The organism is Saccharothrix sp. S26 (genome assembly GCF_021390395.1).
Taxonomy (GTDB): Bacteria; Actinomycetota; Actinomycetes; order Mycobacteriales; family Pseudonocardiaceae; genus Actinosynnema.
This window is the reverse complement of sequence record NZ_JAJUWT010000037.1, coordinates 16447-42574: the sequence shown is the minus strand read 5'-3', so window position 1 is coordinate 42574 and position 26128 is coordinate 16447. Positions and strand designations below refer to the sequence as shown.

Sequence of the window (26128 nt, the reverse complement as noted above, 5' to 3'; positions counted from 1 at the left end):
GGTCACCGATCGTGGATCGACGAACCCTCAGCGCCCTCGCGCGCATGGACCACCTCATCGCCGCGCCCCACCTGCCCGACCTCGACCGCGGCGAGGGCGCGTGGCCGTGGCCGCGTACCGGTCGGACCGCGAGGCGGAGGTGGTGCCGAGCACCGGGGCGGCTCGACGGCCGCGTGGGCCCCGGACCACCCCGGCCCCCCGGACCGCGATCGAGTGCCCGTGCCGCGACGGACGGCTCAGGGCCGGGTGGCCGGCTCGCAGGCTTCTTCGACGACCGCGGGCGGGGTGACGTTCATCCAGGTGAGGGTCGCCTCGCAGGCTTGCGCGTCGCCCTCCTCGCCCAGCACGCACGCGTGGCTGATGATGAGGCCGTCGAAGTGCTTCCAGTAGAGGTAGTCGATGCAGTCCAAGGCGTCGGCGGAGGCGACGGGCGCGGTGGCCAGGCCGAGACCGAGGACGAGGGCGGCGAACAGGACGATCCGGCGCAATCCCGCGCCCGTCAGTCGCGTCCCCGGGCCAGGCGCGACGGCCACCAGATGCGCCGGCCCACGTCCACGGCCAGGGCCGGGACCAGCAGCGACCGCACCACGAAGGTGTCCAGCAGCACGCCGAACGCCACGATGAACGCGATCTGCGCCAGGAACAGGATGGGCAGCACCGCCAGCGCCGAGAACGTCGCCGCCAGCACCACCCCGGCCGAGGTGATCACGCCGCCGGTGATGGTCAGCCCGCGCAGCACCCCGGCCCGCGTGCCGAGCTCGACGGACTCCTCGCGCACCCGCGTCATCAGGAAGATGTTGTAGTCGATGCCGAGCGCCACCAGGAACACGAACCCGAACAGCGGCACCACCGGGTCGGCCCCCGGGAAGTCGAAGAGGCCGTTGAACACCAGGGCGGCCACGCCCATGGTCGCGGCGAACGACAGCACCACGGTGGCGATCAGCAGCAACGGCGCGAGCAGCGACCGCAGCAGCAGCGCCAGCACCAGGAAGATCACCAGCAGCACGATCGGGATGATCACCAGCCGGTCGCGCTCCGAGGTCTTCTGCGTGTCCAACTGGGTGGCGGTGGGCCCACCGACCTTGGCGTCCGCGCCCGGCACCGCGTGCACCGCCTCGCGCAGCCGCTGCACGGTCGCCAGCGCCGCCTCGGAGTCGGCCGGGTCCTCCAGCACGACGTCGAGCCGCACGAGCCCCGCGGCCTCGCCCGCGGGCCGCACCTCCGACACGCCGTCCACGTCCGCCGCACCGGTCACCGCCGCCGCCTGCCCGGCCCGCGCCAGCACGATCGCCGGCGCGCCGCTGCCGCCGGGGAAGTGCCGGGACAGCACCTCCTGCCCGGCCACCGAGTCGACCTCGGTGAGGAACACGTCCGACTGGGCCGTGCCGGACGCCTTGAGCTGCGGCACGAACGCGACGGCCACGAGCAGCACCAACGCCGTGACGACCCACGTCGCGCGCGGCTTGGCGGCGATCACGCGGGCGACGCGCGCCCACAGCCCGCTCGCCTCCGGGTGCGGCGAGCCGTGCTTGGGCCGCAGTGGCCAGAACGCCGACCGGCCGAGCAGCACCAGCACCGCGGGCAGGAACGTCACCGAGGCCAGCAACGCCGCGCCGATCCCGATCGCGGCCACCGGGCCGAGACCCTTGTTGGAGTTGAGGTCGCTGAACAGCAGGCACAGCACGCCCAGCACGACCGTGCCCGCCGACGCGGCGATCGGCTCGATCGTGGCCCGCCACGCCACCCGCATCGCCGCGAAGCGGTCCTCCGTGTCGCGCAACTCCTCCCGGAACCGCGACACGAGCAGCAACGCGTAGTCCGTGGCCGCGCCGAACACGAGGATGAACAGGATGCCCTGGCTCTGGCCGTTGAGGTCGATCACGTCACCGTCGGCGAGCAGGTACACCGCGAGGCTGGCCAGGCCCAGCGCGAACACCCCGGACAGCAGCACCACCAGCGGCAGCAGCGGGCTGCGGTAGACCAGCACCAGGATCACCGCGACCACCGCGCCCGCGACCAGCAGCAGCAACCCGTCGATGCCGCCGAACGCCTCCTTCAGGTCGGCGACCTGGGCGGCGGGCCCGGTCACCAGCACGGTGAGGCCGTCGGGCGGGTCGGAGACCTTCGCCCGGATGTCCTCTACCGCGCCGGCCGGGTCGAGCGGGTCGACCGCGATGACGACCTGGGCGGCCTGGTCGTCGCGCGGTGACGGGATCACCGGGGACGCCTCACCGGGGAACCCCCGTCCGGCCAGGTAGTCGCGGTCGGCCTGGGTGAGGCCGGAGGGGCGCTCGGCCACCACGACCGCGGGCAGGCCGCGCGCGTCGCCGAACGCCTTGACCTGCTCGGCCACCTCGGTCGCCTCGGCGGACGAGGGCAGGAACGCGGTGCTGTCGTTGACCGCGACCTCGCTCAGCTTGCCCGCGAACGGGCCGGAGAAGCCGCCCAGCGCCAGCCACGCGACCGCCACGAGGGCGGGGAGCAGCCAGCGGGTGCGGGAACGGGTCGCGTGCACGGGAGAATGACCTCCGAGGTCACAAAGGTTCGACGATCCAATAGTTCGGCCGTCGAAATAATAACGGGAGGGCGCATGACCGACCACTCGGCCCTGGTCAGGTTGCTCCGGCAGCTCACGGTCGAAACCGATCGGTTCGCGGAGATCTTCGGCGAGAAGCAGCGGATGCACCGGACGGACCTCAACGCGCTCGCGGTGATCATGGACGCGCGGTGGGGCGGCGAGCCGATGTCACCCACCCGGCTGGCCGAGGCGCTGCACCTGAGCGCGTCCGCGACCACGTCCGTGCTCGACCGGCTGGAGGCGTCCGGCCACGTCGAACGCGCCCGCAACCCGCACGACCGGCGCAAGGTCGAGCTGCACGTGTCGGACAAGGCACTGGCGCTGGGTCGCGACTTCTTCGAACCGCTCGACGGCGCGTTCACCCGCGCGTGGGAACAGTTCGGCGACGCCGACCGGGAGGTGATCGCCCGCTTCCTGGTCGCGAGCATCGAGGCGACCGTGGGCGTGCGGGCGGGCCTGGCCGCGGGACCGGACCGGAAGTGATCTTCGCCTCGTCGCGCGATGCGCCCCAATCGGACGAAATTCACCCGACGTAGAAAAGTTCTGGCTACGCTCGAACCAGTGCGAATCCTCTTCTCGAGCCTCGGCTCCCACGGACACACCTACCCGCTGCTGCCGCTCGCGATCGCCGCCCGCGAGCTGGGCCACGACGTCACCTTCGTCACCGGCGAGGCGTTCGCGAACGCCTTGACCGCGCACGGCATCGAGCACGTCCCCGGCGGCCTGGGCATGCGCGAGGCCGCGGCGCAGGCGGGCGCGGAGGTGCAGCAGGCGCAGGACGTCGAGCCCGAGCTCGTCTCGTTCGTGTTCGGCTCCGTGCTGCCGCGCCGCTTCGTCGCGGACGTGGCTCCGGTCATCGCCGACCGCAAACCCGACCTGGTCGTGCACGAGTTCGCCAACCCCGGCGCGGGCCTGGCCGCGAAGCTCGCGGGCGTGCCCGCCCTGTGCCACTCGTTCGGGCGAATGTGGCGGGCCAACGAGCTCACCGACCTCGCGCAGGGCCACCTGGAGGCGGTCGCCGCGGACCTCGGCGTGGAGCTGCCCGACGGCGACCTGATGGCGTTGGGCAACCCGTACCTCGACATCTGTCCGCCCTCGGTGCAGGACCCGGGCTTCCTGGCCGCGGCACGGGACCGGATCCCGCTGCGGCCGGTGCCCTTCGCCGAGCCAGGCGAGCTGCCGCAGTGGGTGCTCGATCACCGCGAGCCGTTGGTGTACCTGACGTTGGGCACGATGTTCGGCGAGGCCGGCGTGCTGCGCACGGCCATCGAGGGCCTGGCCGCGGTGGACGCCAAGGTGCTGGTGGCCGCCGGGCCCACGGTCGACGCGGACGCGCTCGGCGAGCTGCCGGACAACGTCGTCGTGCGGCCGTGGGTGCCGCAGGCCGACCTGCTGCCGCACGTGGACCTCGTGGTGCACCACGGCGGCAGCGGCACCACGCTGGGCACGTTCGGCGCGGGTGTGCCGCAGCTGGTCCTGCCGCAGGGCGCGGACCAGTTCAGCAACGCCGAGGCGGTGACCGCGGCCGGGCTGGGCGAGCAACTGCTGGGCGCGGACGTGACCGCCGAGGCGATCACCGCGCGGGCCCGGCACCTGCTCGCCGACGAGGCCGTGCGGGACGCGGCGCGGGCGATCGCCGCCGAGGTGGCCGCCATGCCGTCGCCGCACGACGTGGCCCGCACCCTGCCCGACTACGCCTGAGCCCCGACCTTCGGCGCCCGCCCGACCGTGCCACCTGGGGTCGCGGCCGGGCGGGCGCTTAACACGTAAGCACAGGCCACTCGTCGCAACGATCACGCCGCTCGTCGTGGCGTCCTTGACCGGTTAATTTCACCGCTGCCACCGTCGGCGACGCCACCGAAGACGACCCGGCGTTGGGAGACCTCCATGGCAAGACACGTGGGCACACTGGCCGCGACAGCCGCGCTCGTGGCGACGGCCGTGCTCCAGCCGACCGCGACCGCGCACGGCAAGCCCTGGGTGGCGAGCTGGGCGGCCAGTCCCGTGGTGGGCAGCGAGATCCCGTGGAGCGACTGCCCGGCGGGTGAGGGGCTGCGGGACCAGACCGTGCGCAACGTGGTGTTCCTCAGCGCGGGCGGCGAGTCGGTGCGGGTCCGGCTGACCAACGCGTTCGGCACGACGCCGTTGCGGGTCGGCCGGGCGACGGTCGCGGTGCAGGCCGCGGGCGACGCGGCGGTGCCCGGCACGATGCGCGCGCTGACGTTCGACGGCAAGCGGGCCGTGACGGTGCCGCCGGGTCGGGAGCTGTTCAGCGACCCCGTGCGGCTGGACGTCGAGGCGCTGTCCACGCTGCTGGTGAGCGCGTACGTGCCGGAGGCCACCGGACCGCTGACCAACCACCCGTTCACCGCGCAGGGCAACTACCTGGCGGCCGGCGACCGGACCGGCGTGCCGTCGGGCGGCTTCCAGGACACCCCGTGCTGGATGGTCGTCAACGGCGTGGACGTCGCGCCCGCGCGGCGGGTCGCGGGCACGGTGGTGGCGTTCGGCGACTCGATCACCGACACCGCCAGCACCACCGGCAACGCCAACCGGCGCTGGCCGGACTTCCTGGCCAGGCGGCTGGACGCGGTGCCGGGGCGCACGCTGTCCGTGGTCAACGCGGGCCTGGGCGGCAACCGGCTCATCGCCGACCGGGACGAGCCGTACTGGGGCGTCGCGGGCGTGACGCGGGTGCGGCGCGACGTGCTGTCGCAGACCGGCGTCAAGGCGATGATCCTGCTGGAGGCGGTCAACGACATCGGCTACAGCGCCTCGGCCGAGGACCTGATCGCCGGGCACCGCGCCGTGATCGCGCAGGCCCGGGCCAAGGGAGTGAAGGTCTACGGCGGCACGATCCTGCCGTTCAAGGGGTCGTTCATCTGGACCGAGGAGCGCGAGGCGACCTGGCGCGCGCTCAACGACTGGATCCGCACGTCCGGCGAGTTCGACGGCGTGGTGGACTTCGCCGCCGCGACCGCCGTGCCGGGCGACCCGGCCACGCTGAACCCGGCCTACGACAGCGGCGACCACCTGCACCCCAACGACGCGGGCACCGAGGCCATGGCGAACGCGGTCGACCTGGCGATGCTGCTCAAGCGCTGAACCGGTGCCGTCCGGGGCGGCTCCGCCGTCGGCGAACGCCCCGGACGGCACGGCGTCCCCGAGCGCACGACGCAGCTGTGACCGGGAGGTGCCGATGGATCCGCTGGACGCCCACTCGCAAGCCGTGATCGCGGTGGCGAAGTCGGTCACGCCGCACGTGGCCGGCGTGCGGATGCCGCGCGGCACCGGGGTCGGCGGTCGTGTTCGCTGACGGCACCGAGTCGCTGTTCACCGTCGTGGGCTGCGATCCCCTCGCCGACCTGGCCGTGCTCGACCGGCGGTGACGCGCCCGGCCCCGCGAGGTTCGGCGACGCCGACCGCTTGCGGGTCGGCCGGCTCGTCATCGCGGTCGGCAACCCCTTGGGCTCGCCGGTTCGGTGACCGTCGGCGAGGTCGTCGGCATCACCACCGCGGTGGCGGGCATCGGGCTGGGCCGGCCATCCCGATGAACAGCACCACCCGGCGGACCCTGTCGACGCTGATGGTCGAAGGCCGGGTGCGACGGGCCCACCCGGGCGTGGTCGGCGCGCCCGCGCCCCTGCCGGACGCCGTCGCCGAGCGGGCAACGCGCGGGCGTGCGGCTGGTGCGGGTCGTGCCTGCGCGGCGGCGACCTCGTGCTCAGCGTGGCGCACACTGGTCAGCGACCCCCCAGGCATCCAACGGCAACTGTTCGCCGAGGCCATCGGCCTGCCGGTGACCGTGCTGCGCAACGGCGCGATGGTCGACGTCATCGCCACCCCCGGCGAACTCACCGGACAACGCCACCGCGCGCCGCCCGCACGCGCGCGAACGACCGCCGCGTCGGCCGAAGTGTGGTGGTCGGCGATCGCGGGCGGGCAGTGGTCGCTCTCGCCGAAGCCAGGGGGCGCAGGGGACGGCCGCGTGCGAGCGTTGCCCCCGGGCTCGCCGTCGACCGCGGCGGTGGCCGGTCCTCGCGGACGCCGCGCGGTGGGGCGTGCGAGGATCGGGCCATGGCGATCGAGGTGCGGGACGTGCCCGCGGAGAAGCACTTCGCGGCGGTGGTCGACGGGACGCCCGCCGGCAAGGCGGTCTACATCCGCACCCCCGACCTGATCGTGTTCACGCACACGGAGGTCGAGCCGGCGTTCGAGGGCAAGGGCGTGGGCAGCGCGCTGGCCCGGGCCGCGCTCGACCAGGCGCGCGCGTGGGAGCAGCCGGTGCTGCCGCTGTGCCCGTTCATCAAGGGCTTCATCGAGCGGCACCGCGAGTACGTCGACATCGTCTACCGCACCCCGAAGTCGACCGCGGTCGACTGAGCCGTCAGCGGAACGGGGCGGTGAAGCAGGCGATCCGCCCGCCCGCGCTGCCCGCCCGGCCCTGGGCGGTCTCGGTCTTCGGGTGTTCGTGCAGGACGATCGAGGCGGGCGTGCGGTCGCCGAACACGAACGGCACCGTGGTCTCCGCCGTGCCGTTGCCCCGGCCGTCGGTGGTCAGCTCCAGCCAGATCTCGTTGCGCGGGTTGGCGTAGGCCGGGTCGACCGAGGGCCGCTCGGGCGTCGCGGCCGGGTCGACCTCGTGCTGGTAGTGGGGACCGGCGTCGGTGCCCTTCTTGCCGCACGGGTCGGTGTGGGCGTGGGCGGCGTACCCGCGGTCGGGCACGAGCAGGTCGGCCGAGAGCCGCACGGTCGTCTCGCCGTCGCGCTCGATCACCTCCAGCTCCAGCTCCGCGCCCGGCGGCGCGGCCGCCTGGTCGTAGGTGAACGCCGTGACCGCGGCCTCCGGTGGCGCCAGCACGCCGATCTCCCGCGTGCCGACATCCGCCTCGGACGGCTTGGCGCCACCCGGCTCGGTGCCGCCGCCGCACGCCGTCGCGGCGCACAGCGCGACCACCACGATGACGACGCGCATGCCGCTGCCCTCCCACGTCCGCTGCGATCACCGGCCGACTACCCTCGCCGATCCGGGTGAAAACCGCAGGTGCGGCGGACCACTCCACCGAGTGGTTCGGGCGCGATCCCGGCGGGCGCCGGGAATCCCCGTGGTGGCAGTCCGCCGCCACACCGCCGGCGGCACACCGTGACCCGAGGGGGTTCGATGAGCACCCGCACCCTGATCGCCGCACTCGCCTGCGCGGCGGCGTTCCAGGCGCCGGTCGCGCACGCGGCCGGCGATCCCGGCGCGTTGATCGCGTGCGGCACGACGTCGGCCGACCTGGCGACCTCGCGCGAGGAAGCGCTGACCCGGTCGCAGTCCTGGTTGGACGCACGGGTGCCGTACAGCCAGCAGGCGTGCCACGAGAACGAGTACGGCAGCTACCGCACCGACTGCTCGGGCTACGTCTCGCTCGCCTGGGGCCTCACCCACTCCCGCACCACGACCACGTTGCGCGAGGTCGCCGCCGAGGTCCCCCGCGCCGACCTGCGCCCCGGTGACGCCCTCCTCGCGTCCTACCACGCCGCGCTGTTCGTGCGCTGGGCCGACGACGCCAAGTCGGAGCCGGTCGTGCGCGAGCAGACCGGCCCCGACGGCGCGCCACCGGTGGAGCGGAAGTGGACGGCGCAGACGGCGAGCGCCTACACCCCGGTCCGCTACTACAAGGTGACCGAACCCTGATTCGTCAGCCCACGCAACGCGTGCCGTTCAGCGTGAACGGCCCCGGCTTGCCGTTCGAACCCGTCCAGGTGCCGAGGAACCCGAACGACACCGAACCGCCCGGCGGCAGCGCGCTGTTCCACGACGCGTGCTTGACGGTCACCGCCGCGCCGTCCTGCGTGTGGGCGCCGTTCCACAGTTGGCTGATCCGCTGACCGTCCGGGAACGACCACGCCAACGTCCACCCGTCGATCGCGGTGGTGGTCGCGTTCGTGATCCGGACCTCGGCCTGGAAACCGCCCTGCCACTGGCCGCCGACCCGGTAGTCGACCGTGCACCGCACCGGCGGCATCGTCATGGACGTCGTGGTCGTGGTGGTGGTCGTCGTGGTCGTGGTGGTAGTGGAGGTGATCCGGCCCGGGTCGACCACGCCCCAGTACGCGCCCTTGGCCTGCAAGCGCGTGTCGAACAGCAGGGGGTGGTCCTTGCGGGTCACCGGGAAGCTGTCCAGCCACGTGCTGTCGTCCGCCAGGCCCCACAGCGTCACGGAGCTGATGTCGGCCGCGTGCTTCTTGTACAGCTCGAAGAAGTCCCGGTACCGGTACGCCTGCGTGAGCAGCACGTCAGCCGGCGGTGTCGGGTAGGACTGGCTGTTGTCGGTGTAGATCGAGACGTCCATCTCGGTGATCTGCTGGTCGACGCCCAGCGCGGCGAACTTGGTCAGCATCGCCTCGGTCTCCGCCAGCGCCGGCCACTGCACGTTGACGTGCATCTGGTGGCCCACCGCGTCGATCGGCACACCCTCCGCGCGCAGCTTCACGACCAGGTCGTAGAGCTTGTCGCGCTTGGCCGGGACGTTGGTGTTGTAGTCGTTGATCACCAGCCGGGCGTTCGGCGCGACCTCGCGGGCCACCCGGAACGCCGTGCGCAGGTAGTCCAGCCCGGTGATCTCGAACCACTTGCTGCGGCGCAGGCCGTCGGCCTGGTTCTCGTCGACGACCTCGTTCACCACGTCCCACACCCCGATGTCGTCGCCGAAGTGGCCGACGACCCCGCGGATGTGCGCCTCCAGCCGGGACAGCAGCAACGCCTTGTTCTCGGGCGTGGCGGTCATGTCGTTGCCCGCCGCGTCCTTGAACACCCACGCCGGGGTCTGCTGGTGCCACACCAGCGTGTGCCCGCGCACGGCCGCGCCGTTGGCCTTGGCCCAGGCCACGAGGGTCTCGGCGTCGGTGAAGCGGAACGCGCCCTCGGTCGGCTCGGTGGCGTCCCACTTCAACGTGTTGCCGGGCGTGATCGAGTTGAAGTGCTTGGCGAGCAGCTGCCCGTGGTTGTTGAGCAGTTGCGCGGTCTCCACCGCCGCGCCCACGGCGAAGTGGGCGGCCAGCACGTCCTTCACCGACGGGATGTCGGTCTGGATCGGCGGCAGCGGCGTGTAGGAGAGGGCGAAGTCGTCGATGTGCAGGGACGCCGTGGCGCTGCTCAACTCGACGTAGGTGGCGAGGAAGTCGACGTCGGCGGCCAGCGTGTAGCTGCCGCGCAGGTTGACCCAGCCGTTCGCGGTGACCGCGGTGTCGCCCACGACCTGGTCGTAGCTCGGCGTGCCCGCGGTGCGGCGCTCGACGGACAGCCGCGCCTGCGTCGGCGCCTCCCCGGCGGCCAGGCGCACCCACACCGACAGGTCGTAGCGGATCCCCTTCTGCGCCTTGTCCAGCAGGCTCAACGTCGGGCCCTGCCAGCTCTGGGCGCGGCCGGTGACCGCGAGGCCGTGCGTGCCGCTGCGCGCCACGGCGGTGCTCGGCTCGACCACCTCGCCCGCCCGTGACGTCCAGCCCTGCGCGGTGCCGTCGTCGAACGTGCTGGAGACGACGACCACGGGTTCGTCGGCGGCGGCTCGGGGGCTCGCGTGCGCCGCCAACGTGACCAGGCCGGCCACGACCGAGGTCGCGAGCACACCGGCGAGAACTCTCCTCATCGAGAATCCCTCTTCCGTCGGACGCGTTCTGGGAGCGCTCCCAGAACATCTCGCCCGGACTATAGGCAGCCGCTTCGACCCCCGCCCAGCCGCCGTTCAGCCCAAACGGCGTGATCGGCGGGCGATGGAACGTGCCATCAGAACGTGCCGCGGTACAACGCGCAGCCCCGGCACACCTCGGCCGGCCGGTGGTCCAGCAGCCCCGCGCGGAACGCCTGGTACGCCTCGCCGTGCCAGACCTCGGCGAACGTGCGCCCGCCGAGCCGCCCGAGCGTGGCCCGGTCGCTGCCCATCACCATGCAGCACGGCTGCACCTCGCCCCGGTGGGTGACGTAGGCCGAGTCCCACGGCCACGTGCAGCTTGGCCGGCCGGGGTCGACCGGCGCGTGCTCCTCGACGCGCGGCAGCCGGATCGCCAGCCCGCGCTCGGCGGCGACGGCGCGGGCGGCGGCGAAGCTCTCGTGGCTCGCACGGGGTTCGAGCTCCACGCTCTCGCCGGCGGCGTACTCGCGGATCGCGGCGTACCGCCCGGCGGGGTCGGTGTCGCTGAACGAGTGGCTGAGGTTCTGCACCCACAGCTCGTCCACGCCCAGGTCGGCCGCCAACGCCACCAGGTCGGGCAGTTCCGCGACGTTGCGGCGCATCGCCACGAACACCAGCTTCACCACCGGCCGCGCGACCCCCGCCGCGGCGCGCTCGGCGAGCAGCCCGCGCAGGTTGGCCACCACCCGGTCGAACTGGCCCGGCCGCGGCGCGAACGTCGTGCCGTGGCGGACGTCCTCGTAGGTCGCGGCGGTGGCGCCGTCCAGCGAGACGTGCACCCAGCCCGCGCCGGCCCGGACGAGGTCGCGCGACCACCGCCGGTCCAGCAGCACGGCGTTGGTGTTGAACCCCACCTCGACGCCCCGGCCGACGGCGTGGCGGACCATGTCCAGCAGGTGCGGCGCGAGCAGCGGCTCGCCGAGCCCCTGCAGCGTCAGCCGGGTCAGCGCGGGCAGGCCGTCGACCAGGGCCCGGAAGTCCTCATAGGACAACGCGCCCTCGGCCCGGCCCACCGCGGGCGCGTACCGGACCAGGCACATCCGGCACCGCAGGTTGCACGCGCCGGTCACCTCCACCTGCACCTCGCCCGGCAACGGCGGCGTCAACGAATAACCGGCCGTCCGCGTCATGCGACCACTCCTCGTCCGGTACCCCCGCCCCTCCAACCTGCCCGGCAGCGGGCCGCGCAAACCTCCGCGCGGACGTCGCGCCCGGCGGGTTTCGACCGGTCGACGGCGGCAACCCGGGACTCGTGTTCATCGACGAGGACGTGCGGATCCCGCTGGACGGGCTCCCCCTGGACGCCCGCCTGTGCCTGCCGACCCGGGGCAGCGGCGTGGTCGTGTTCGCGCGCGGCGGCGGGTCGCGTGACGAGCACGTGGCGCGGACGCTGCGGCACGAGCACCTGGGCACCGTGCTGGTCGACCTGTGCCCGGACGGCGAGCGGGACGTGCCGGTGCGCGCGGGCAGGCTGGCCGCGGTGGTGGACTGGCTGGCCGACCAGACCCCGACCGGCGGGCACCCGATCGGCCTGTTCGGCGCGGACGTCGAGGCGGCGATCGCGCTGGTCGTCGCCGCGGAGCGGCCGGCCGCCGTGCACGCCGTGGTCGCCTGCGGCGGGCAGGCGTCCCTGGCCGGGGACGCGCTGACGCGGGTGCTCGCGCCGACCCTGTTCATCGTGGCCGAGCGGGACGACCACCCCGCGCGCCGGTTGCCGTCCGGCGGGCGCGTGGAGGTCGTGCCGACCGCCGATCAGCGGTTCGAGGAGCCCGAATCGCTCGACCGGGTGACCCGGTTGACCGCGTGGTGGTTCCACCGGCACGTCGGGACCACCCCGCTGCGGCCGGCGACGTCCTGACCGGTCACCTCGCCGCGATCAGCGCCTGAGGCGCGGCCTGCTTGATGCGGGTGCGCAGCCAGGTGAGCTGACGGGCGGTGTCCTGCTCGCACGAGGTGACGACGTCGAGCAGTTCGCGGTCGCGCAGCCCCTGGGCGGCCTGGCCGACGACGGTCCACGTGATGTCGGCCAAGCCGGCCAGCGTGTAGAGGTCCTGGAGGTCGCGCAACAAGCCGACCGGACCGCCGCGGGTGGACTCCAGGCCGGTGGCGTGCAGGCGCTCCGGCTCGGTCTCGCGGTGCTCGCCGTACCGCCGCACGACCGGCAGCAACGCCTCGGTCTGGCGGTCGACGCGACCGGCGAGGACCTGGCAGGTGTGCCACACGTCGGGCTCGTCGCCGTGGCCCTGGCCGACCTGGCGGAAGGCGTCGGCGAGGGTGGTCAGCGAGGAGTGCAGCAGTCCCAGGTAGGTGGCCAGGTGCACGGGTTCAGCCCTTCGACGCGGGGTGCGGCACGTTCGGCGTCCGCTCGGGGGTCGGCGGCGGCGCGGGCGGGTCGGTCGGCGTCACGTCCTCGCGCACGTCGTCCTCCCCCGCCGTCGCCGGGACGCCCGCCGGGTCGTGCGGGGCGGACGCCGTCGTGGTGGGCGCGGGCGCCGGGCGCGTGCCGTCGGCCAGCTTGGTCACCCGGACCGCGGCGACCTTGAACAGCGGCTGCTTGGACACCGGGTCCCACTCGGTCAGGGTCAGCTCGTTGGCCGCGCGCGTGTGCCCGTCGCCGCCGGTGTCCCAGTAGCCGTAGTGGAACGGCACGAACACCACGCCGTCGCGGCCGCGCCCGACCCGGGCGGGTGCCTCCACCCGGCCGCGCGGCGACTCGACGCGGACCAGGTCGCCCTCCCGCACGCCCAGCGCGGCGGCGTCGGCGGCGGACAGCTCCACCCACGGCTCGGGCGCGGCCCGGCGCAGGCGCCGCGACCGGCCGGTCTTGGTGCGGGTGTGGAAGTGGTAGGCGGTGCGGCCCGTGGTGCACACGAACGGGTAGTCCGCGCTCGGCTGCTCCGGCGGCGGCGCGTACTCGGCGGCCTTGAGGAACGCCCGGCCGTCGGGGCGTTGCGCCTTGTACTGCTCGGGCGAGGTGGTACCGCCGGTGAGCAGGTCGTGGCCGTAGTCCTCGCACACGTCCGGGTGGGTGGGGAAGACGCCGTCGGCGTAGAGCCGGTCGCACCCGTCCGGGTGGTCCTCGTCGCACGGCCAGGGGATGCCGCTGCCGCCGCGCAGCTTGTCGTAGGACAGGCCGGTGTAGTCGCACAACCGGCCCCGGCTGCACTCCCGCCACGCCGCGAACGCGCCCTCCGGGTCGTGCCACTTCACCAGCGGCTCGCCGTCGCGGTCGCGGAAGTCCATGCGGCGGGCGTAGTCCAGGAAGACGTCCAGGTCGGACCGCGCCTGGCCGGGCGGCGCGACCGCCTGCTCCGACAGGTGCACGGTGCGGTTGACGTTGGTGAACGTGCCCTGCTTCTCGCCCCACAACGCCGCCGGCAGCACCACGTCGGCGTACTGGGCGGTCTCGGTGAGGAAACCGTCCTGCACCACCACGAACAGGTCTTCCCGGGCCAGGATCTCCCGGATGCGCGGCAGCTCGGGCAGCGACACGGCCGGGTTGGTCCCCGAGATCCACAGGAACTTGATGGAGCCCTGCTCGGCGTAACGCCAGATCTGCATCGCGTGCGTCGGCGGGGCCCAGTGCGGGATGGTCAGCGGGTCGACGTTCCACAACCGGGCCAACTGCTCGACGTGCCCGGGGTTGTCCCAGTTGCGGAAGCCGGGCAGGTCGCCGTCCGCGCCGCACTCGCGCGTGTTCTGCGCGGTGGGCTGGCCGTTCATCTGCAGGATGCCGCACCCCGGCCGGCCGATCAGCCCGCGCAGCAGGTGCAGGTTGTTGACCTGGCAGGACGCCGCGGTGGCCTGGTGCGACTGGTAGAAGCCCTGCAACACGGTGGACAGCACGCGGTCGGACGTGCCGAAGACCCGGGCCGCGCGGCGCAGGTCGTCCGGGTCGACCCGGCAGATGCCGGCCACGTGCTCAGGGGTGCAGGGCTCAACGGTGACGGCCAGCTCGTCGTAGCCGAGGGTGTGCGCGTCGACGTAGTCGCGGTCCACCCAGCCGTTCGCGATGACCTCGCGGACCAGGCCGTTCATCAACGCCTGGTTGGTGCCCGGCAGCGGGGCCAGGTGCACTCCCCCGGACGCCACCGCGGCCTCGGCGACCTTGGTGCGCCGGGGGTCGACCGCGACGACGACCGGCCGGTCCGGGCCGTGCAGCCGGTCCAGCACCCGCGACCACAGCACGGTCTGCGTCTCGGCCATGTTGTGCCCGAAGAGGAACAACGCGTCGCACGAGTCGACGTCGGTGCAGCTGCCGGGTTGGCCGTCGGAGCCGAAGCTCTCCTTCATCGCCGCCGCGGCCGTGGCCGTGCACAGCCGGGTGTTGCCGTCCATGTGCGGCGTGCCGATGCCGGCCTTGCCGATCACGGCGAGCGTGTAGTACTCCTCCAGGAACAGCTGCCCGCTGGTGTAGAACCCGTGCGACAGCGGCCCCACCTCGGCCAGCAGCTCGCGCGACCGCCGCACCACCAGGTCCATCGCGGTGTCCCAGTCGGACTCGACCAGCACGCCGCCGCGCCGCACGAGCGGACGCGTCAACCGGTCTTCGCCCAGGTGCTGCCACGACCCGTACAGCCCTTTCGGCCCCAGCCGCCCGTGGTTGACCACGTCACCCGCGCGGCCGCGGATCCCGACCACGCGGCCGTCCCTGACCGCGATGTCGCAGCCGCAGCCGTTGCTGCACAACACGCACGCCGACTGCACCCACTGGTCCACGTCGGACTCCGCGAGGCCGTCGTCGAGGTGCAGGTCGACCCGCACCGGCCACGGCGCGTCCTTCGCGTGCGGCGTGCGCGTGCCCCAGATGTCCGCTATCCGGTCGGACATGCGCTCCTCCGTCCACGCGGTGCCGTCGCCGGGTGGCTACCCACGCCGGTCGCCGCCAACCCCCGCCGGCCGTCGCCGAACCCGCGCCGCGCCCGAGTCGCACCGGCCGGTCGGCAAGCCCTCGGCACCCAGCCGCCCGACCCCTCGGCCCGCTGCCGGACCCCGGCGGGCCCGCGCGGGCGGTTGTCGCCCGCGCGGGTGAGCGGATCACCCGGCCAGCCACTCCTCCAGCCGGGTCGGGCCGACCAGCGCGTCGGAACCGGGCAGCAGGGTCTTCTCGTCCAGCAGCGTGCCGAAGTAGCGGGCCTCCGGGTCGCCGACCACCTCGCGCCGGTCGTCCCGGGCCCGCAGCACCGTGCGGATCCAGGCGTCCATGCCGAACACCTCGGGCCCGCCGACCTCCACCACGCCGTTCACCGGCGCACCCACCGAGGTCCGGGCCACGACGGCGGCCACGTCGGCGGCGGCCACCGGCTGCACGCCGCCGCCGGGCAGCGTCACCACGCCGTCCGCCGTCGCGTCCGCGACACCGCCCGCGAACTCGAAGAACTGGGTGGCGCGCACCAGCGAGAAGGGCAGCCCGGACGCCCGGACCAGCTCCTCCTGGGCCACCTTCGCCCGCAGGTAACCCGAGTCCGGCGCACGCTCCGCGCCCACCACGGACAACGCGACGTAGTGCCCGACACCCGAGCCCTTCGCGGCCGCGACCAGGTTCGCGGTGGAGGTGCGGAAGAACGCCAGCACGTCGTCGTCGGCGAAGGACGGCGAGTTCGACACGTCGACCAGCGCGTCCGCGTCCCGCACCGCCTCCGCCAGCCCTTCGCCGGTGATCGTGTCCACCCCCGTCGAGGGCGCGGCCGCCACCGCCTCGTGACCGTGTTCGCCGAGCCGTGCGACGACGTTCGACCCGATCAGGCCGGTACCACCGATCACGACAACCTTCATGGTGACTCCTCTCACCGGCGGCCGGCACGTCCGGCACACCCTCGCCAACCAGGACAGTGCAGGGGGCCGGTTCGTGACAGCGGGTTCACCCGTCGGCATGGCGGTCACCCGATCAGACCTCCGGCGGGCAGGGCATCCTGTTGTCGACGACGGCGCGTTCCACGACGGGAGATCACGGCCATGGAGGACACCGCCGGCGCGGGCCTCGACCAGGCTGCCACCGTGTTCGCGCGGGTGCGGCCGAGGTTGTTCGGCATCGCCTACCGGATGCTGGGCAGCGCCGTCGACGCGGAGGACCTCGTGCAGGACGTGTGGCTGCGCTGGCAGTCCAGCGACCGGTCGACCGTGCGCGACCCGCTCGCCTACCTGGCCACCGCCACCACGCGGCTGGCCATCAACGCCGGGCGCACGGCGCGGGCGCGGCGCGAGGTCTACGTCGGACCCTGGCTGCCCGAACCCGTGGACACCTCGGCCGACCCGCTGCTCGGCGCGGAACGGGACTCCGCGCTCGAAGTCGCCGTGCTCTTCCTGCTGGAGAAGCTCACGCCGACCCAGCGGGCGGCCTACGTGCTGCGCGAGGCGTTCGACTACCCCTACAACCAGATCGCCGAGATCATCCAGGCCACCGAGACGGCGGCCCGGCAGCACGTCAGCCGCGCCCGCCGCCGGCTCGCCGACGAACGGCGCGCCCCCGTGACCGGTCCCGAGCAGCGCCGGTTGCTGACCGCGTTCGTGGCCGCGGCACGGGACGGCGACCTGGCCGCCTTGGAGGAGCTGTTCGCCGCCGACGTGGTCAGCTACTCCGACGGCGGCGGCGCGGTGCGGGCCTCGCGGATCCCGGTGCACGGCGCGGTCACCGCGGCCAGGTACGTCCGGGCGTTCGCCGGGCACTTCTGGACGGGCGTCGAGGTCTCCTGGGCGACGGTCAACGGCGACACCGCCGCCGTGCTGCGCCGAGACGGCGTCACGTTCGCGGTGCTGGCGGTGGCGGCGTCGGCGGAGGGCATCGACCGGGTCTTCTGGATGATGAACCCGGACAAGCTCGGCGCGATCGCCTGAGCCGCCGAGCCCGCTCGTCGTGCGGACCGTCCCGCGCGCTCCTACGGTCGAGGCGGGACCAGTGCGCGGAGGTGTGATGAGGAGCCAGTACGAGTACCTGGCCGTGTTGTTCGCGTGCCTGCTCGTCACCGCGCCGTTGGAGTGGCTCGGTGGCGGCGTGTACCGCCGGGCACCCGACGTCGCCCGCGCGGTGCTGCCCGTGCTGGCCGTGCTGGTGGCCTGGGACGTGGTGGCGATCGCGCGCGGGCACTGGAGCTTCCACCACGAGGGCACGACCGGCGTGGTGCTGGCCGGTGTCCTGCCGATCGAAGAGGTGCTGTTCTTCGTGGCCATCCCGCTGTGCGCGTTGCTGACCTACGAGGCCGTCCGCCGGTTGGCGCGCGATGGCTAGGGAATACCTGGTCGCCGCGGTGGCGGCGGCGGTGCTGGTGGTGCTGCTGGAACTCCTGGCGCTGCGCACGGGTCTGTTCCGCCGTCCCGCCTACTGGATCACGATGGTGATCGTGCTCGGCTTCCAGGTGCCGGTGGACGGGTGGCTGACCAAGCTCGACGCGCCGGTCGTGCTGTACGCGGACTGGGCGATCAGCGGCGTGCGCATCCCGTGGGACATCCCCGTCGAGGACTTCCTGTACGGCTTCGCGATGGTGACCGCGGTGCTGTTGCTGTGGGAACGGAGGAGGGGCGCGCATGGCTCGGTCGACCGCCGTTGAGGTGCCGGGGTCGTTCGGCGCGGTGTTCGCCGCCTGCCTCGCGCGCGACCTGCCCGACCCGGACTGCGGGGCGCGTGCCGTGACGCGCCCCGGCACGCCCTCGGTACCGCGCGAGTGCTCGGTGCGCACGGCCGTCCGGACCGCGATGTGCGGGCTGGTCGAGAGGCTGCTCACCGGGGACCGCCTGCGGCGCAACGGTTCCGGCGTCACGCACACGTCCACCGGCCGTGCACCACGACAGGAGCACCTGTGAAACCTCGGGATCGCAAGGCCGTGCGCATCGCCGGCCCCGTCGGGCGCGCGCGGTTCGACGGGGACGAGCCGACCGTGGCCGTGGTCGGCGCGGGCATCGCCGGGCTGGCGGCCGCGACGGTGCTGGCCGAACGCGGCGCGCGGGTCGTGGTGTGCGAGCGGGAGCACCACCTCGGCGGCCGGGTGGGCGGGTGGCCGACCCGGCTCGCCGACGGCAGCGACGTCACGATGACCCGCGGTTTCCACGCGTTCTTCCGGCAGTACTACAACCTGCGCGCGTTGCTGCGCCGCGTCGACCCCGGCGGCACGGCCCTGGTCGGCCTGCCGGACTACCCGCTGTGGCACACCGACGGCCACCGGGACGGGTTCGCCGGGCTGCCCACGGCGCTGCCGTGGAACGCGCTGGCCTTCCTGCGCCGCAGCCCGACGTTCCGCTGGGCCGACCTGCCCTCGGTGGACGCGCGGGCCGCGCTGCCGCTGCTGGACGTGTCCGTGCCGCGCGTCTACCGGGAACTGGACCACCTCGACGCGGCCGCGTACCTGGAGCGGATCCGCTTCCCCCGGCCCGCGCACGCGCTGGCGTTCGAGGTGTTCTCCCGCAGCTTCTTCGCCCACCCGAGCCGCATGTCGGCGGCCGAGCTGGCGCTGATGTTCCACATCTACTTCCTCGGCTCGGCCGAGGGGCTGCTGTTCGACGTGGCCGCCGACCCGTTCCCGCACGGCCTGTGGGAGCCGCTGGCCCGTCACCTCGCCGAGCTGGGCGCCGTCGTGCGCCGGGGCGTCGAGGTGCGGTCGGTGGCTCCCGGTGGGGCCAAGCGGTTCGCGGTGGACGTGGCCGGTGACGTGCTCGACGCGGACGCCGTCGTGCTGGCCGCCGACGTGCCCGGTCTGCGCCGGCTCGTGGGCGCGTCACCGCGCTTGGGCGACGCGGCGTGGCGCGGGCGGATCGCCGACCTGCGCACCGCGCCGCCGTTCCTGGTGTCGCGGTACTGGTTGGACCGGCCGGTGGACCCGGACCGGCCGGGTTTCCTCGGCACCAGCGGGTACGGCCTGCTGGACAACGTGACGGTGCTGAACCACTACGAGCACGAGGCGCGGGCGTGGGCCGCGCGCACCGGCGGTTCGGTGGTGGAGCTGCACGGGTACGCGCTGCCGTCCGACGAGCCCGACGCCCGCGCGCGGCTGTGGGAACAGCTCACCGAGGTCTACCCCGAGACCAAGCGGGCCGGTGTGGTGGACGAGCGCCACGAGTTGCGCGCCGACTGCCCGTTGTTCCCGGCGGGCGGGTTCGACCACCGACCGACCGTGCGCACCCCGGACGACTTCCTCGTGCTGGCGGGCGACCTGGTGCGGGTGGACCTGCCCGTCGCGCTGATGGAACGCGCCGCGACCACGGGGTTCGCCGCGGCGAACCGGCTGCTGAGCCGGTGGGGTGTGGCCGGGACCGACCTGTGGTCCGTGCCGACCGCGGGCCGGGCACCGCTCTTGCGCGCCGCCGCCCGCCGGTGGGGTCGCACGCCCTAGACCCGGACCTGGTCCACGACCAGTCGCACGGCGTCGGCCAGCGTCGCGGGCCGCCGCACGGAGTCGGGCAGCGGGAGCCCGGCCCAGCCCGGTCCGGCGGCCACCACCACCGCGTCGGCGCGCCGGTGCAGCTCCTCGACCGGCACGGCGGCGGCGAGGTCGGCGCGGTGGGCCCAGATCACGGTCACGGCGGGCCGCAGCCGTTCCAGCGCGTCGCACAGCGCCACCGCGGGCACCCGCGCGCCGAGGCCGCGCCACCGGCAGTCCTCTTCGGACAGTGCGGCGCCCAGGGCTTCGAGCGCCAACGTGTGCTGCTCGTCCGGCGCGCACGACAGCAACGCGGCCAGCGCGCCACCGCCCTCCGGGTACGGCACCGAGCGCAGCGCGTGCAGCAGCCCGGCGCTGGCCAGGTGCTCCACCTCCACGCCCGTGCCGCGCCGGGCAACCCGGTCGCCCAACTCGACCAGGAACGGCCCGAGCACCGACTGCCACGCCGCCACGACGCCGTGACGGGTGATGAGGTCGGTGGCGAGCCGGCGCACCCGCGGCTCGTCGAGCCGGTCGGCGGCGGCGAGGAAACCACGCCGGGAGGACCGCGCGGCGTCCGGCGTCAGCGCCTGCCCGAGCCGTCGCGGGAGGTCCGGCGCGGGCTCGACCGACTGTCGGGCGGCCTCGGCCGGCGCCACGCCCTGCGCGGTCAGCGCGACCATGCGCCGCAGCCGCTCGACCTCGTCGTCGCGGTAGCGGCGGTGGCCGCCCGCCGTGCGACCGGTCGGCCCCAGCCCGTAGCGCTGGTCCCACGTGCGCAGCGTGGTGGGCGAGATGCCGAGCATCGCCGCGACCGCGCGGGGTGTCCAGCTCATCGACTCCGGGCTCACTTCCTGGCGCGTTCGGAGAGCATAGCCCGCAGCTCGCTCTCGCCGAGGCCACCCCAGATGCCGAACGTCTCGTGCACCTCCAGCGCGTGCTCGCGGCACTGCCGCATGACGGGGCACCGACGGCAGATGGCCTTCGCCATCGCCTCCCGCCGCTCGCGCGCGGCACCGCGCTCGTTGGGCGTGTGGAAGAAGTAGGTGCTGTCCATGCCGCGGCACAGGCCGGACAGCTGCCAGTCCCACGACTCGGAGACCGGGCGAGGCAGGCGGGAGAGCTCGGGCATGGCGCACGTCCTCTGCGAGTCGACTTCGGTGACGGACTCCACCTTAAAATCGACTCAGAACCGATGCAAGTTGACGATGCTCAGCCGGGGAAAGCGCCCTTCGACCGAAGCGCGTACCGGCGCTCGGCGTAGGCCAGGTCGTCACGCCACAACCGCGTGGCGGCCTGGCGCAGCACCGGCCGGATCAGCGGGGCCAACGCCCTGGCCAGCGCGAAGCCACGGCGATCGGACTGCGCGACGACGGCCTCGACGACCGCCGTCCGCCCACTGCCCAGCGGCGTGGCGTGCGTCTCGACCACGCTGCCCTCCCCCTCGCCGGCCACGATGCGCATGACCACCGTCCGCGGCTCCGGGCAGGCGAACTCGGCGGTGACCGGCACGCCCAACCGGCCCGCCACCCGGAACGTCACCTCGACCAGGAACCGGTCCTCCTCCTCGGTGGGCGTCCGGAGCACCCGCAGGTTCGCGAACGAGTACGGGTGGAACCACGCGCCGTGCCACGGGTCGAGCCGGTTCGCGATCACGTCCTCGGGCTCGCACCGACCGACCACCGTCGCGACCGCGTCCAGCGAGCCCGCCGGTGGCCGCGCGGGCAGCACCGGCGCGGGCAGCGGCTCCTCGCCGCCCACGTCGTCCAGGCGCACCCACACCAGCACGCCGTCGTCATGCGCGGGCAACGGGCTCCACGACCCGAACCTCCCACCGCCCAGCGCGAGCCCGTGCCAGCGGCAGACCAGCCTGCCGTCGGCGACCGCGCCGTCGCACAACGGCGCGCCGAGGTGCGGGCACGCGCCGGGACCGGCCCTGAGCACGCCACCCGGCCCACGCCACAGCACCACCTCGCGACCGGCGACCGTGCGGCCCGACGCCTTGCCGCGCACCACGTCGCGGCTCGCGCCGACCACGAACCAGTTGCCCGACGGCTTGGCGGTCGCGCGTTTCAGCACCGCCTCGATGAGCGCGGGTTTCGCCTCGCGCCACGTCGGCTCCTGCCGAGGCCAGGCAGGGCTGGTGAACGTGCGCAGCGGCAAGCGGTTCGGCATGTCTCTCCTGTCGTGGTCAGGCCGCGCGGGCGAGCACGGCCCTGGCGAAGGCGGGCAGCGCGACGGCGAGCCGCCTGCCGCCCGACACCGCGACGCGCCGGGACAGCACGTCGCAGCCCGCTTCCTCGACCAGGTCGAGGATCCGGCCGTAGAGCCGGTAGGCGGTGGCGACGCACGGCCGCGATCGCGGCGCGAGCATCGCGATGCCCGGCCGGGCGCGGGCGTACTCGCGGCGGGCCAGGCCGACCTGGTCGCGCAGCGCCGCACCGATCCGGTCGTCCGCCCGCCCCGCGGCCCGCGCCCACACCAGCCGGTCCCGGTCCACGCCGAACGCGGCCAGCTCGTCGGCGGGCAGGTACACCCGGCCGCGGTCGAGGTCCTCGCCCACGTCGCGCAGGAAGTTGGTGAGCTGGAAGGCGATGCCGAGCGCGGCGGCGGCCGGCTCCGCGTCCCGCCGCGGCACGACTGTGCCCAGCACGGGCAGCACCTGCAAGCCGATGACGGCCGCCGAACCGTGCACGTACCTCAGCAGTTCGGCGCGCGTCGCGTAGTCGGTGACGGTCAGGTCCATCCGCATCGACGCCATGAAGTCGCGGATGTGGGTGTCGGGGATGTCGTAGCGCCGCAGGGTGTCCAGCAACGCGCTCAGGACGGCGTCGGAGCTGGTGCGCCGGTCCATCGCGGACGCGAGGGCGACCTCGACGGCCGCGAGCCGTTCCGCCTTGCGCTCCGGTCCGTCGCGCAGGTCGTCCACGATGTCGTCGACCCAGCGGGCGAACCCGTACAGCGCGTGCACCGCGGGCCGTTGCTCCGGGCTGAGCATCCTCGTCGCGAGGTAGTAGGTGCGGCCGTGTTCGGCGTTCAGCGCGCGACACCGCCGGTACGCCTCGCGCAGCGGCCCGGTGATGCCCGCGGCGTCCATTTCCCGATCAGCGGACATGCTCTGTGGTTCCTTCCGGCGGTGGCACTGCGCCCACGCTAAGTCGGCCCGCCGGGCTCCGCACGACCAGCGCCGCTCGTCATGCGCGGCGTTGGTGGCGCTGCTTAGCTCGAACCACCGAAGTCCGACGACAGGCGAGGGGGCGACGATGTCGCTGTTGGCAGACGCGGACACCGGCGCACCCGGTCCCCCGGCCAACGAGGACTTCCCGGCGCGGTTCGGCGTCGCGCTGGACCGCTTCCTCCGCACCCGGCCGGACGTGGAGGCCGCGCGGGACCTCGCCGGCGAGGTGTGTGCGCTGGTCCTGGCGGGAGGCAAGCGCCTGCGACCCGCGTTCGCGTGGTGGGGCTGGCGCGCGGCGGGCGGTGCGGCGAGCGGTGACGCGGCGGAAGCCACCGTGCGGGCACTGGTGTCGTTGGAACTGCTCCAGTGCTGCGCTTTGGTCCACGACGACGTGATGGACCGTTCGGCGACCCGGCGCGGCAGGCAGGCCGTGCACGAGGTGTTCGCCGCGCGGCACCGGCGGCACCGGTGGTCCGGCAGCGCCCGCCACCACGGCGACTGCGCCGCGATCCTGGTCGGCGACCTCGCCCTGGCGTGGGCCGACGACGCGCTCGTCACGGCCGGGTTGCCCGCCGCCGCCCTGCGCCGCGCATGGGGGCCGTGGCAGGAGATGCGGACGGAGATGATGGCGGGCCAGCACTTGGACCTGCTCGCGACCGCGCGCCGGGACGGGTCGATGGAAGGCGCGTTGCGCGTCGCGGCGCTCAAGACCGCCGCGTACACCGTCGAACGCCCGCTGCACCTGGGCGCGGCGCTCGCCGGCGCGCCGGCCGACGTGGTCGAGTGCCTGCGGGCGTTCGGCCGTGACGTCGGGGTGGCGTTCCAGCTGCGCGACGACCTGATCGGGGTGTTCGGCGACGGCGAGGTGACCGGCAAGCCCGTCGGCGGGGACCTGCGCGAGGGCAAGCGGACCCCGCTGATGGCCATCGCGATGGCCCGCGCCACCGCGGCGGGCGACCACGCCGCGCAGCGGGTGCTGCGGCAGTGCTTCACCGGCGTGCCGGTCACGGACGAGGCGGTCGCCGCCGTGCGGGCGCTGCTGGTCGGGCTCGGCGCGGTCGAGGCCGTCGAGCGGCACATCGACGCGCTGACCGCGAGCGGTCTCGCCGCGCTGGACCGCGCGGACGTCGACGAGGTCGCCCGCGAGAACCTGGAGCGGTTGGCGGCCAGGGCCGTCCACCGCCGCGACTGACCGACGAGGGGATGACCGTGGCACGTGTGGTGCGAGGCCGGACCGACTCGGTGGTCGTGGTCGGCGCGGGGTTGGCCGGTCTGTCCGCCGCCCTGCACCTGCGCGGAGCCGGGCACGAGGTGACGGTGCTGGAGCGGGCCGGCCACCCCGGCGGCCTGGCGGGCAGGCTCGACGTCGCCGGGCACCTCGTCGACACCGGGCCGACCGTGCTGACCATGCCGGAACTGCTGGACGAGGCGTTCGCGGCGGTGGGCGCGCGGCTCGCCGACCACCTCGACCTCGTGCCGCTGCACCCGGCCTACCGCGCCGAGTTCGCCGACGGCAGCGGCCTCGACGTGCACACCGACGCCGCCGCGATGGCACGGGAGGTCGCCGGGTTCGCGGGCGACCGGGAAGCCGACGGCTACCTCGCGCTGCGCGCCTGGCTCACCCGGCTGCACGAGGTCGAACGGGACCGGTTCATCGGCTCGAGCTTCGACTCGCCGCTGGACCTGCTCGGCCGGGACCTGGTCGCGCTCGCGCGGCTCGGCGGCTTCGGCTCGCTGTCCCGGGCGGTCGGCCGGTTCCTGCGCGACGACCGCCTGCGGCGCGTGTTCACGTTCCAGGCCCTGTACGCCGGGGTGTCGCCCGCCGACGCGCTCGCCGCCTACGCCGTGATCGCCTACATGGACACCGTCGCCGGGGTGTGGTTCCCGCGCGGCGGCATGCGCGCGGTGCCCCGGGCGCTCGCGGACGCCGCGACGGTGGCGGGCGTGCGGTTCCACTACGACGCCGAGGTGGTCCGGCTCGACCGCGCCGGCTCGCGGGTGGTCGCCGTCCGCACCGCGACCGACCGCTTCCCGTGCGACGCGGCCGTGCTCGCCACGGGTCCGGCGCAGAGCGCGCGCCTGCTGGGGGGAGCACCGCGGCGGCCGCGTCCGCTGCGGTGGTCGCCGTCGGCGGTGGTGGTGCACCTCAGCGCACCGCGCGTGGTGGCCGGGCTGGGCCACCACACCATCTCCTTCGGCGGGGCGTGGGAGCGCACGTTCGACGAGATCATCCGCCGGGGCACGCTCATGAGCGACCCGTCCCTGCTGCTGACCACCCCGACCCTCACCGATCCCCGGCTCGCTCCCCGAGGTCGGCACCTCCAGTACGTGCTCGCGCCGTGCCCGAACCTGGACGTCGCGCCGATCCGGTGGGACGTGGTCGGCCCCCGCTACGCCGAGGAGGTCGTCGGCGAACTCGTCGCGCGCAAGCTGCTCGACCCGGGCGTCGACGTGCTGTCCGTCGTGACGCCGGACGACTGGGCCCGGTCGGGCCAGGCGGCGGGCACCCCGTTCTCGGTGGCCCACACGCTCGCCCAGACCGGTCCGTTCCGACCGCGCAACCTGCCGTCGCGCGAGGGCAACGTCGTGCTGGCGGGCAGCGGCACCACCCCGGGCGTCGGCATCCCGCCGGTGCTCATCTCGGGCAGGCTCGCCGCCGAGCGGTTGCGGAGGTGACCGTCAGTCCTTGAGCGGGTCGTGACCCCAGTTCATCAGCGAGTACCGCCACCTCGTGCGCTCCACGTCGCCGTCGGGCCGTTGCGCGAGGTGGCGGTGGACGTACCCGACCACCTTGCGCATGTGCGCGTGGTCGTCGTCGGTCAGCTCGCCCTTCTTCTTGCGCAGGAGCGCCACGATCCTCCTGCCGGATTCGTGCCCGACCGACTCGCCGCCGTCGGACTGGCCGACGGACCGCGACTCATCGGTCGCCAACCACCGTTCCAGCTCCGCGGCCGTCATGTTCACGGCGTCGTCGAACCCGTCGCTCACGAGTCGTCGCCCAAGGCGCTCGGCTTGTGCACCGCGTCCTTGCCTGTCTTGTCACTGCGCACCCGGTACTGCGGGTCCTCGTCGGACGCGCGCACCCGCCTGCCCGCGGCCTCGGTGTCGTCGGTGATCTCCTCGACCACCTCGCCGTGCACGGTCTGCCCGTGACTGGACCAGGTGACCTTGTCGCCCTTGTGGAACTCCTCGTCGGCCATGGGTGCAGTCTGCGTCGGCGCACAAAGCCCACCAGTGAGGTTCCGCCTGCCGTTCTGCGGATTACTCCGTTCCGGTGACATTGGGAGCGCTCCCGGTGAGACTCTGGGTATCACCCCGCACCGCTTCGCGGTTGTGGTTCACAGGCAAG

The 26128-nt window shown here is 74.0% G+C and carries 27 protein-coding genes and 1 pseudogene; 14 read left to right on the top strand and 14 right to left on the bottom strand.

The window, feature by feature from the left end:
- Nucleotides 1-236: 236 nt before the first annotated feature.
- Together LZG04_RS40070 and LZG04_RS40065 are read right to left on the bottom strand one after the other, a co-directional pair.
- Entirely contained in the window at nt 237-488 is a 252-nt protein-coding gene (locus LZG04_RS40070; protein WP_233827184.1) for a hypothetical protein, read from the bottom strand.
- A gap of 11 nt (nt 489-499) precedes the next feature.
- Nucleotides 500-2515, bottom strand: a complete 2016-nt coding sequence (locus LZG04_RS40065; RefSeq protein ID WP_233827183.1) for an MMPL family transporter — start codon at nt 2513-2515, stop codon at nt 500-502.
- A gap of 75 nt (nt 2516-2590) precedes the next feature.
- On the opposite strand from LZG04_RS40065, the gene LZG04_RS40060 reads away from it, so the two are divergent.
- The 5 genes and pseudogenes from LZG04_RS40060 (at nt 2591) to LZG04_RS40040 (ending at nt 6961) form a co-directional block, all read left to right on the top strand.
- Nucleotides 2591-3061: a MarR family winged helix-turn-helix transcriptional regulator gene (locus tag LZG04_RS40060; protein WP_233827182.1), complete on the top strand. Its 471-nt coding sequence runs from the start codon at nt 2591-2593 to the stop codon at nt 3059-3061.
- A gap of 78 nt (nt 3062-3139) precedes the next feature.
- Complete coding sequence (locus LZG04_RS40055; RefSeq protein ID WP_233827181.1) at nt 3140-4279, top strand: glycosyltransferase; 1140 nt, start codon at nt 3140-3142, stop codon at nt 4277-4279.
- Nucleotides 4280-4465: 186 nt separating this feature from the next.
- Complete coding sequence (locus tag LZG04_RS40050; protein WP_233827180.1) at nt 4466-5683, top strand: SGNH/GDSL hydrolase family protein; 1218 nt, start codon at nt 4466-4468, stop codon at nt 5681-5683.
- 94 nt (nt 5684-5777) lie between these two features.
- Nucleotides 5778-6440, top strand: a pseudogene (locus LZG04_RS40045) (S1C family serine protease); the annotation flags it as partial.
- Nucleotides 6441-6655: 215 nt separating this feature from the next.
- Entirely contained in the window at nt 6656-6961 is a 306-nt protein-coding gene (locus LZG04_RS40040; protein WP_233827179.1) for a GNAT family N-acetyltransferase, read from the top strand.
- Between the two features lie 4 nt (nt 6962-6965).
- On the opposite strand, the gene LZG04_RS40035 is transcribed toward LZG04_RS40040, so the two are convergent.
- Nucleotides 6966-7553 (bottom strand): superoxide dismutase, encoded by a 588-nt coding sequence (locus LZG04_RS40035; RefSeq protein WP_233827178.1) that lies wholly within the window; start codon nt 7551-7553, stop codon nt 6966-6968.
- 186 nt (nt 7554-7739) lie between these two features.
- On the opposite strand from LZG04_RS40035, the gene LZG04_RS40030 reads away from it, so the two are divergent.
- The gene (locus LZG04_RS40030) at nt 7740-8258 is read left to right on the top strand and encodes a hypothetical protein (RefSeq protein ID WP_233827177.1); all 519 of its coding nucleotides are present in this window, start codon (nt 7740-7742) and stop codon (nt 8256-8258) included.
- A gap of 4 nt (nt 8259-8262) precedes the next feature.
- On the opposite strand, the gene LZG04_RS40025 is transcribed toward LZG04_RS40030, so the two are convergent.
- Both LZG04_RS40025 and LZG04_RS40020 read right to left on the bottom strand, forming a co-directional pair.
- Nucleotides 8263-10212: an endo-1,4-beta-xylanase gene (locus LZG04_RS40025; RefSeq protein ID WP_233827176.1), complete on the bottom strand. Its 1950-nt coding sequence runs from the start codon at nt 10210-10212 to the stop codon at nt 8263-8265.
- 137 nt (nt 10213-10349) lie between these two features.
- Nucleotides 10350-11384, bottom strand: a complete 1035-nt coding sequence (locus tag LZG04_RS40020) for a radical SAM protein (RefSeq protein ID WP_233827175.1) — start codon at nt 11382-11384, stop codon at nt 10350-10352.
- Between the two features lie 122 nt (nt 11385-11506).
- Between LZG04_RS40020 and LZG04_RS40015 the strand changes: the two genes are divergently transcribed.
- Complete coding sequence (locus tag LZG04_RS40015; protein ID WP_233827174.1) at nt 11507-12112, top strand: dienelactone hydrolase family protein; 606 nt, start codon at nt 11507-11509, stop codon at nt 12110-12112.
- 4 nt (nt 12113-12116) lie between these two features.
- On the opposite strand, the gene LZG04_RS40010 is transcribed toward LZG04_RS40015, so the two are convergent.
- The 3 genes from LZG04_RS40010 to LZG04_RS40000 form a co-directional block, all read right to left on the bottom strand.
- A complete protein-coding gene (locus tag LZG04_RS40010) occupies nt 12117-12575 on the bottom strand; it encodes a hypothetical protein (RefSeq protein WP_233827173.1) in 459 nt (152 codons plus the stop codon).
- A 4-nt stretch (nt 12576-12579) separates the two neighbouring features.
- Entirely contained in the window at nt 12580-15084 is a 2505-nt protein-coding gene (locus tag LZG04_RS40005; RefSeq protein WP_233827172.1) for a molybdopterin oxidoreductase family protein, read from the bottom strand.
- Between the two features lie 207 nt (nt 15085-15291).
- A complete protein-coding gene (locus LZG04_RS40000) occupies nt 15292-16029 on the bottom strand; it encodes an SDR family oxidoreductase (RefSeq protein ID WP_233827171.1) in 738 nt (245 codons plus the stop codon).
- Between the two features lie 180 nt (nt 16030-16209).
- Here LZG04_RS40000 and LZG04_RS39995 point away from each other — a divergent pair, with 180 nt between their 5' ends.
- The 5 genes from LZG04_RS39995 (at nt 16210) to LZG04_RS39975 (ending at nt 19574) form a co-directional block, all read left to right on the top strand.
- A complete protein-coding gene (locus tag LZG04_RS39995; protein ID WP_233827170.1) occupies nt 16210-17088 on the top strand; it encodes an RNA polymerase sigma-70 factor in 879 nt (292 codons plus the stop codon).
- A 76-nt stretch (nt 17089-17164) separates the two neighbouring features.
- Nucleotides 17165-17479, top strand: coding sequence for a lycopene cyclase domain-containing protein (locus LZG04_RS39990; protein WP_233827169.1), 315 nt, complete (start codon nt 17165-17167; stop codon nt 17477-17479).
- Nucleotides 17472-17798, top strand: a complete 327-nt coding sequence (locus tag LZG04_RS39985) for a lycopene cyclase domain-containing protein (protein WP_233827168.1) — start codon at nt 17472-17474, stop codon at nt 17796-17798. The genes LZG04_RS39990 and LZG04_RS39985 overlap by 8 nt, the downstream gene beginning before the upstream one ends.
- Nucleotides 17776-18051, top strand: a complete 276-nt coding sequence (locus LZG04_RS39980) for a hypothetical protein (RefSeq protein WP_233827167.1) — start codon at nt 17776-17778, stop codon at nt 18049-18051. Before LZG04_RS39985 ends, LZG04_RS39980 begins: the two co-directional genes overlap by 23 nt.
- The gene (locus LZG04_RS39975) at nt 18048-19574 is read left to right on the top strand and encodes an FAD-dependent oxidoreductase (protein ID WP_308199681.1); all 1527 of its coding nucleotides are present in this window, start codon (nt 18048-18050) and stop codon (nt 19572-19574) included. Before LZG04_RS39980 ends, LZG04_RS39975 begins: the two co-directional genes overlap by 4 nt.
- Here LZG04_RS39975 and LZG04_RS39970 read toward each other — a convergent pair.
- From LZG04_RS39970 to LZG04_RS39955, 4 genes are all read right to left on the bottom strand, one after another.
- Nucleotides 19571-20437, bottom strand: a complete 867-nt coding sequence (locus tag LZG04_RS39970) for a MerR family transcriptional regulator (RefSeq protein ID WP_233827166.1) — start codon at nt 20435-20437, stop codon at nt 19571-19573. The genes LZG04_RS39975 and LZG04_RS39970 overlap by 4 nt on opposite strands.
- An 11-nt stretch (nt 20438-20448) precedes the next feature.
- Entirely contained in the window at nt 20449-20733 is a 285-nt protein-coding gene (locus LZG04_RS39965) for a WhiB family transcriptional regulator (protein WP_233827165.1), read from the bottom strand.
- Between the two features lie 80 nt (nt 20734-20813).
- Nucleotides 20814-21776 (bottom strand): DUF5914 domain-containing protein, encoded by a 963-nt coding sequence (locus tag LZG04_RS39960; protein ID WP_233827164.1) that lies wholly within the window; start codon nt 21774-21776, stop codon nt 20814-20816.
- Between the two features lie 16 nt (nt 21777-21792).
- Nucleotides 21793-22716, bottom strand: coding sequence for a phytoene/squalene synthase family protein (locus LZG04_RS39955; RefSeq protein WP_233827163.1), 924 nt, complete (start codon nt 22714-22716; stop codon nt 21793-21795).
- Nucleotides 22717-22864: 148 nt separating this feature from the next.
- Here LZG04_RS39955 and LZG04_RS39950 point away from each other — a divergent pair, with 148 nt between their 5' ends.
- Nucleotides 22865-23971 (top strand): polyprenyl synthetase family protein, encoded by a 1107-nt coding sequence (locus LZG04_RS39950; protein WP_233827162.1) that lies wholly within the window; start codon nt 22865-22867, stop codon nt 23969-23971.
- Nucleotides 23972-23982: 11 nt separating this feature from the next.
- Entirely contained in the window at nt 23983-25455 is a 1473-nt protein-coding gene (gene crtI, locus LZG04_RS39945) for a phytoene desaturase family protein (RefSeq protein WP_233827161.1), read from the top strand.
- Nucleotides 25456-25458: 3 nt separating this feature from the next.
- Here the strand turns inward: crtI and LZG04_RS39940 are convergent, their stop codons facing one another.
- Together LZG04_RS39940 and LZG04_RS39935 are read right to left on the bottom strand one after the other, a co-directional pair.
- On the bottom strand, nt 25459-25767 hold the full coding sequence (locus LZG04_RS39940; RefSeq protein WP_308199680.1) for a DUF3140 domain-containing protein: 309 nt from the start codon (nt 25765-25767) through the stop codon (nt 25459-25461).
- Complete coding sequence (locus LZG04_RS39935; RefSeq protein ID WP_233827160.1) at nt 25764-25979, bottom strand: DUF2945 domain-containing protein; 216 nt, start codon at nt 25977-25979, stop codon at nt 25764-25766. The genes LZG04_RS39940 and LZG04_RS39935 overlap by 4 nt, the downstream gene beginning before the upstream one ends.
- Between the last annotated feature and the right edge of the window lie 149 nt (nt 25980-26128).

What these genes read in the sequence shown, in the direction of transcription:
- LZG04_RS40060 (WP_233827182.1), top strand. Translation starts at nt 2,591, where the DNA reads ATGACCGACCACTCGGCCCTGGTCAGGTTGCTCCGGCAGCTCACGGTC.
- LZG04_RS40050 (WP_233827180.1), top strand. Translation starts at nt 4,466, where the DNA reads ATGGCAAGACACGTGGGCACACTGGCCGCGACAGCCGCGCTCGTGGCG.
- LZG04_RS40040 (WP_233827179.1), top strand. Translation starts at nt 6,656, where the DNA reads ATGGCGATCGAGGTGCGGGACGTGCCCGCGGAGAAGCACTTCGCGGCG.
- LZG04_RS40035 (WP_233827178.1), bottom strand. Translation starts at nt 7,553, where the DNA reads ATGCGCGTCGTCATCGTGGTGGTCGCGCTGTGCGCCGCGACGGCGTGC.
- LZG04_RS40030 (WP_233827177.1), top strand. Translation starts at nt 7,740, where the DNA reads ATGAGCACCCGCACCCTGATCGCCGCACTCGCCTGCGCGGCGGCGTTC.
- LZG04_RS40025 (WP_233827176.1), bottom strand. Translation starts at nt 10,212, where the DNA reads ATGAGGAGAGTTCTCGCCGGTGTGCTCGCGACCTCGGTCGTGGCCGGC.
- LZG04_RS40020 (WP_233827175.1), bottom strand. Translation starts at nt 11,384, where the DNA reads ATGACGCGGACGGCCGGTTATTCGTTGACGCCGCCGTTGCCGGGCGAG.
- LZG04_RS40005 (WP_233827172.1), bottom strand. Translation starts at nt 15,084, where the DNA reads ATGTCCGACCGGATAGCGGACATCTGGGGCACGCGCACGCCGCACGCG.
- LZG04_RS40000 (WP_233827171.1), bottom strand. Translation starts at nt 16,029, where the DNA reads ATGAAGGTTGTCGTGATCGGTGGTACCGGCCTGATCGGGTCGAACGTC.
- LZG04_RS39995 (WP_233827170.1), top strand. Translation starts at nt 16,210, where the DNA reads ATGGAGGACACCGCCGGCGCGGGCCTCGACCAGGCTGCCACCGTGTTC.
- LZG04_RS39990 (WP_233827169.1), top strand. Translation starts at nt 17,165, where the DNA reads ATGAGGAGCCAGTACGAGTACCTGGCCGTGTTGTTCGCGTGCCTGCTC.
- LZG04_RS39985 (WP_233827168.1), top strand. Translation starts at nt 17,472, where the DNA reads ATGGCTAGGGAATACCTGGTCGCCGCGGTGGCGGCGGCGGTGCTGGTG.
- LZG04_RS39980 (WP_233827167.1), top strand. Translation starts at nt 17,776, where the DNA reads ATGGCTCGGTCGACCGCCGTTGAGGTGCCGGGGTCGTTCGGCGCGGTG.
- LZG04_RS39970 (WP_233827166.1), bottom strand. Translation starts at nt 20,437, where the DNA reads ATGAGCTGGACACCCCGCGCGGTCGCGGCGATGCTCGGCATCTCGCCC.
- LZG04_RS39965 (WP_233827165.1), bottom strand. Translation starts at nt 20,733, where the DNA reads ATGCCCGAGCTCTCCCGCCTGCCTCGCCCGGTCTCCGAGTCGTGGGAC.
- LZG04_RS39960 (WP_233827164.1), bottom strand. Translation starts at nt 21,776, where the DNA reads ATGCCGAACCGCTTGCCGCTGCGCACGTTCACCAGCCCTGCCTGGCCT.
- LZG04_RS39955 (WP_233827163.1), bottom strand. Translation starts at nt 22,716, where the DNA reads ATGTCCGCTGATCGGGAAATGGACGCCGCGGGCATCACCGGGCCGCTG.
- LZG04_RS39950 (WP_233827162.1), top strand. Translation starts at nt 22,865, where the DNA reads ATGTCGCTGTTGGCAGACGCGGACACCGGCGCACCCGGTCCCCCGGCC.
- crtI (WP_233827161.1), top strand. Translation starts at nt 23,983, where the DNA reads ATGACCGTGGCACGTGTGGTGCGAGGCCGGACCGACTCGGTGGTCGTG.
- LZG04_RS39935 (WP_233827160.1), bottom strand. Translation starts at nt 25,979, where the DNA reads ATGGCCGACGAGGAGTTCCACAAGGGCGACAAGGTCACCTGGTCCAGT.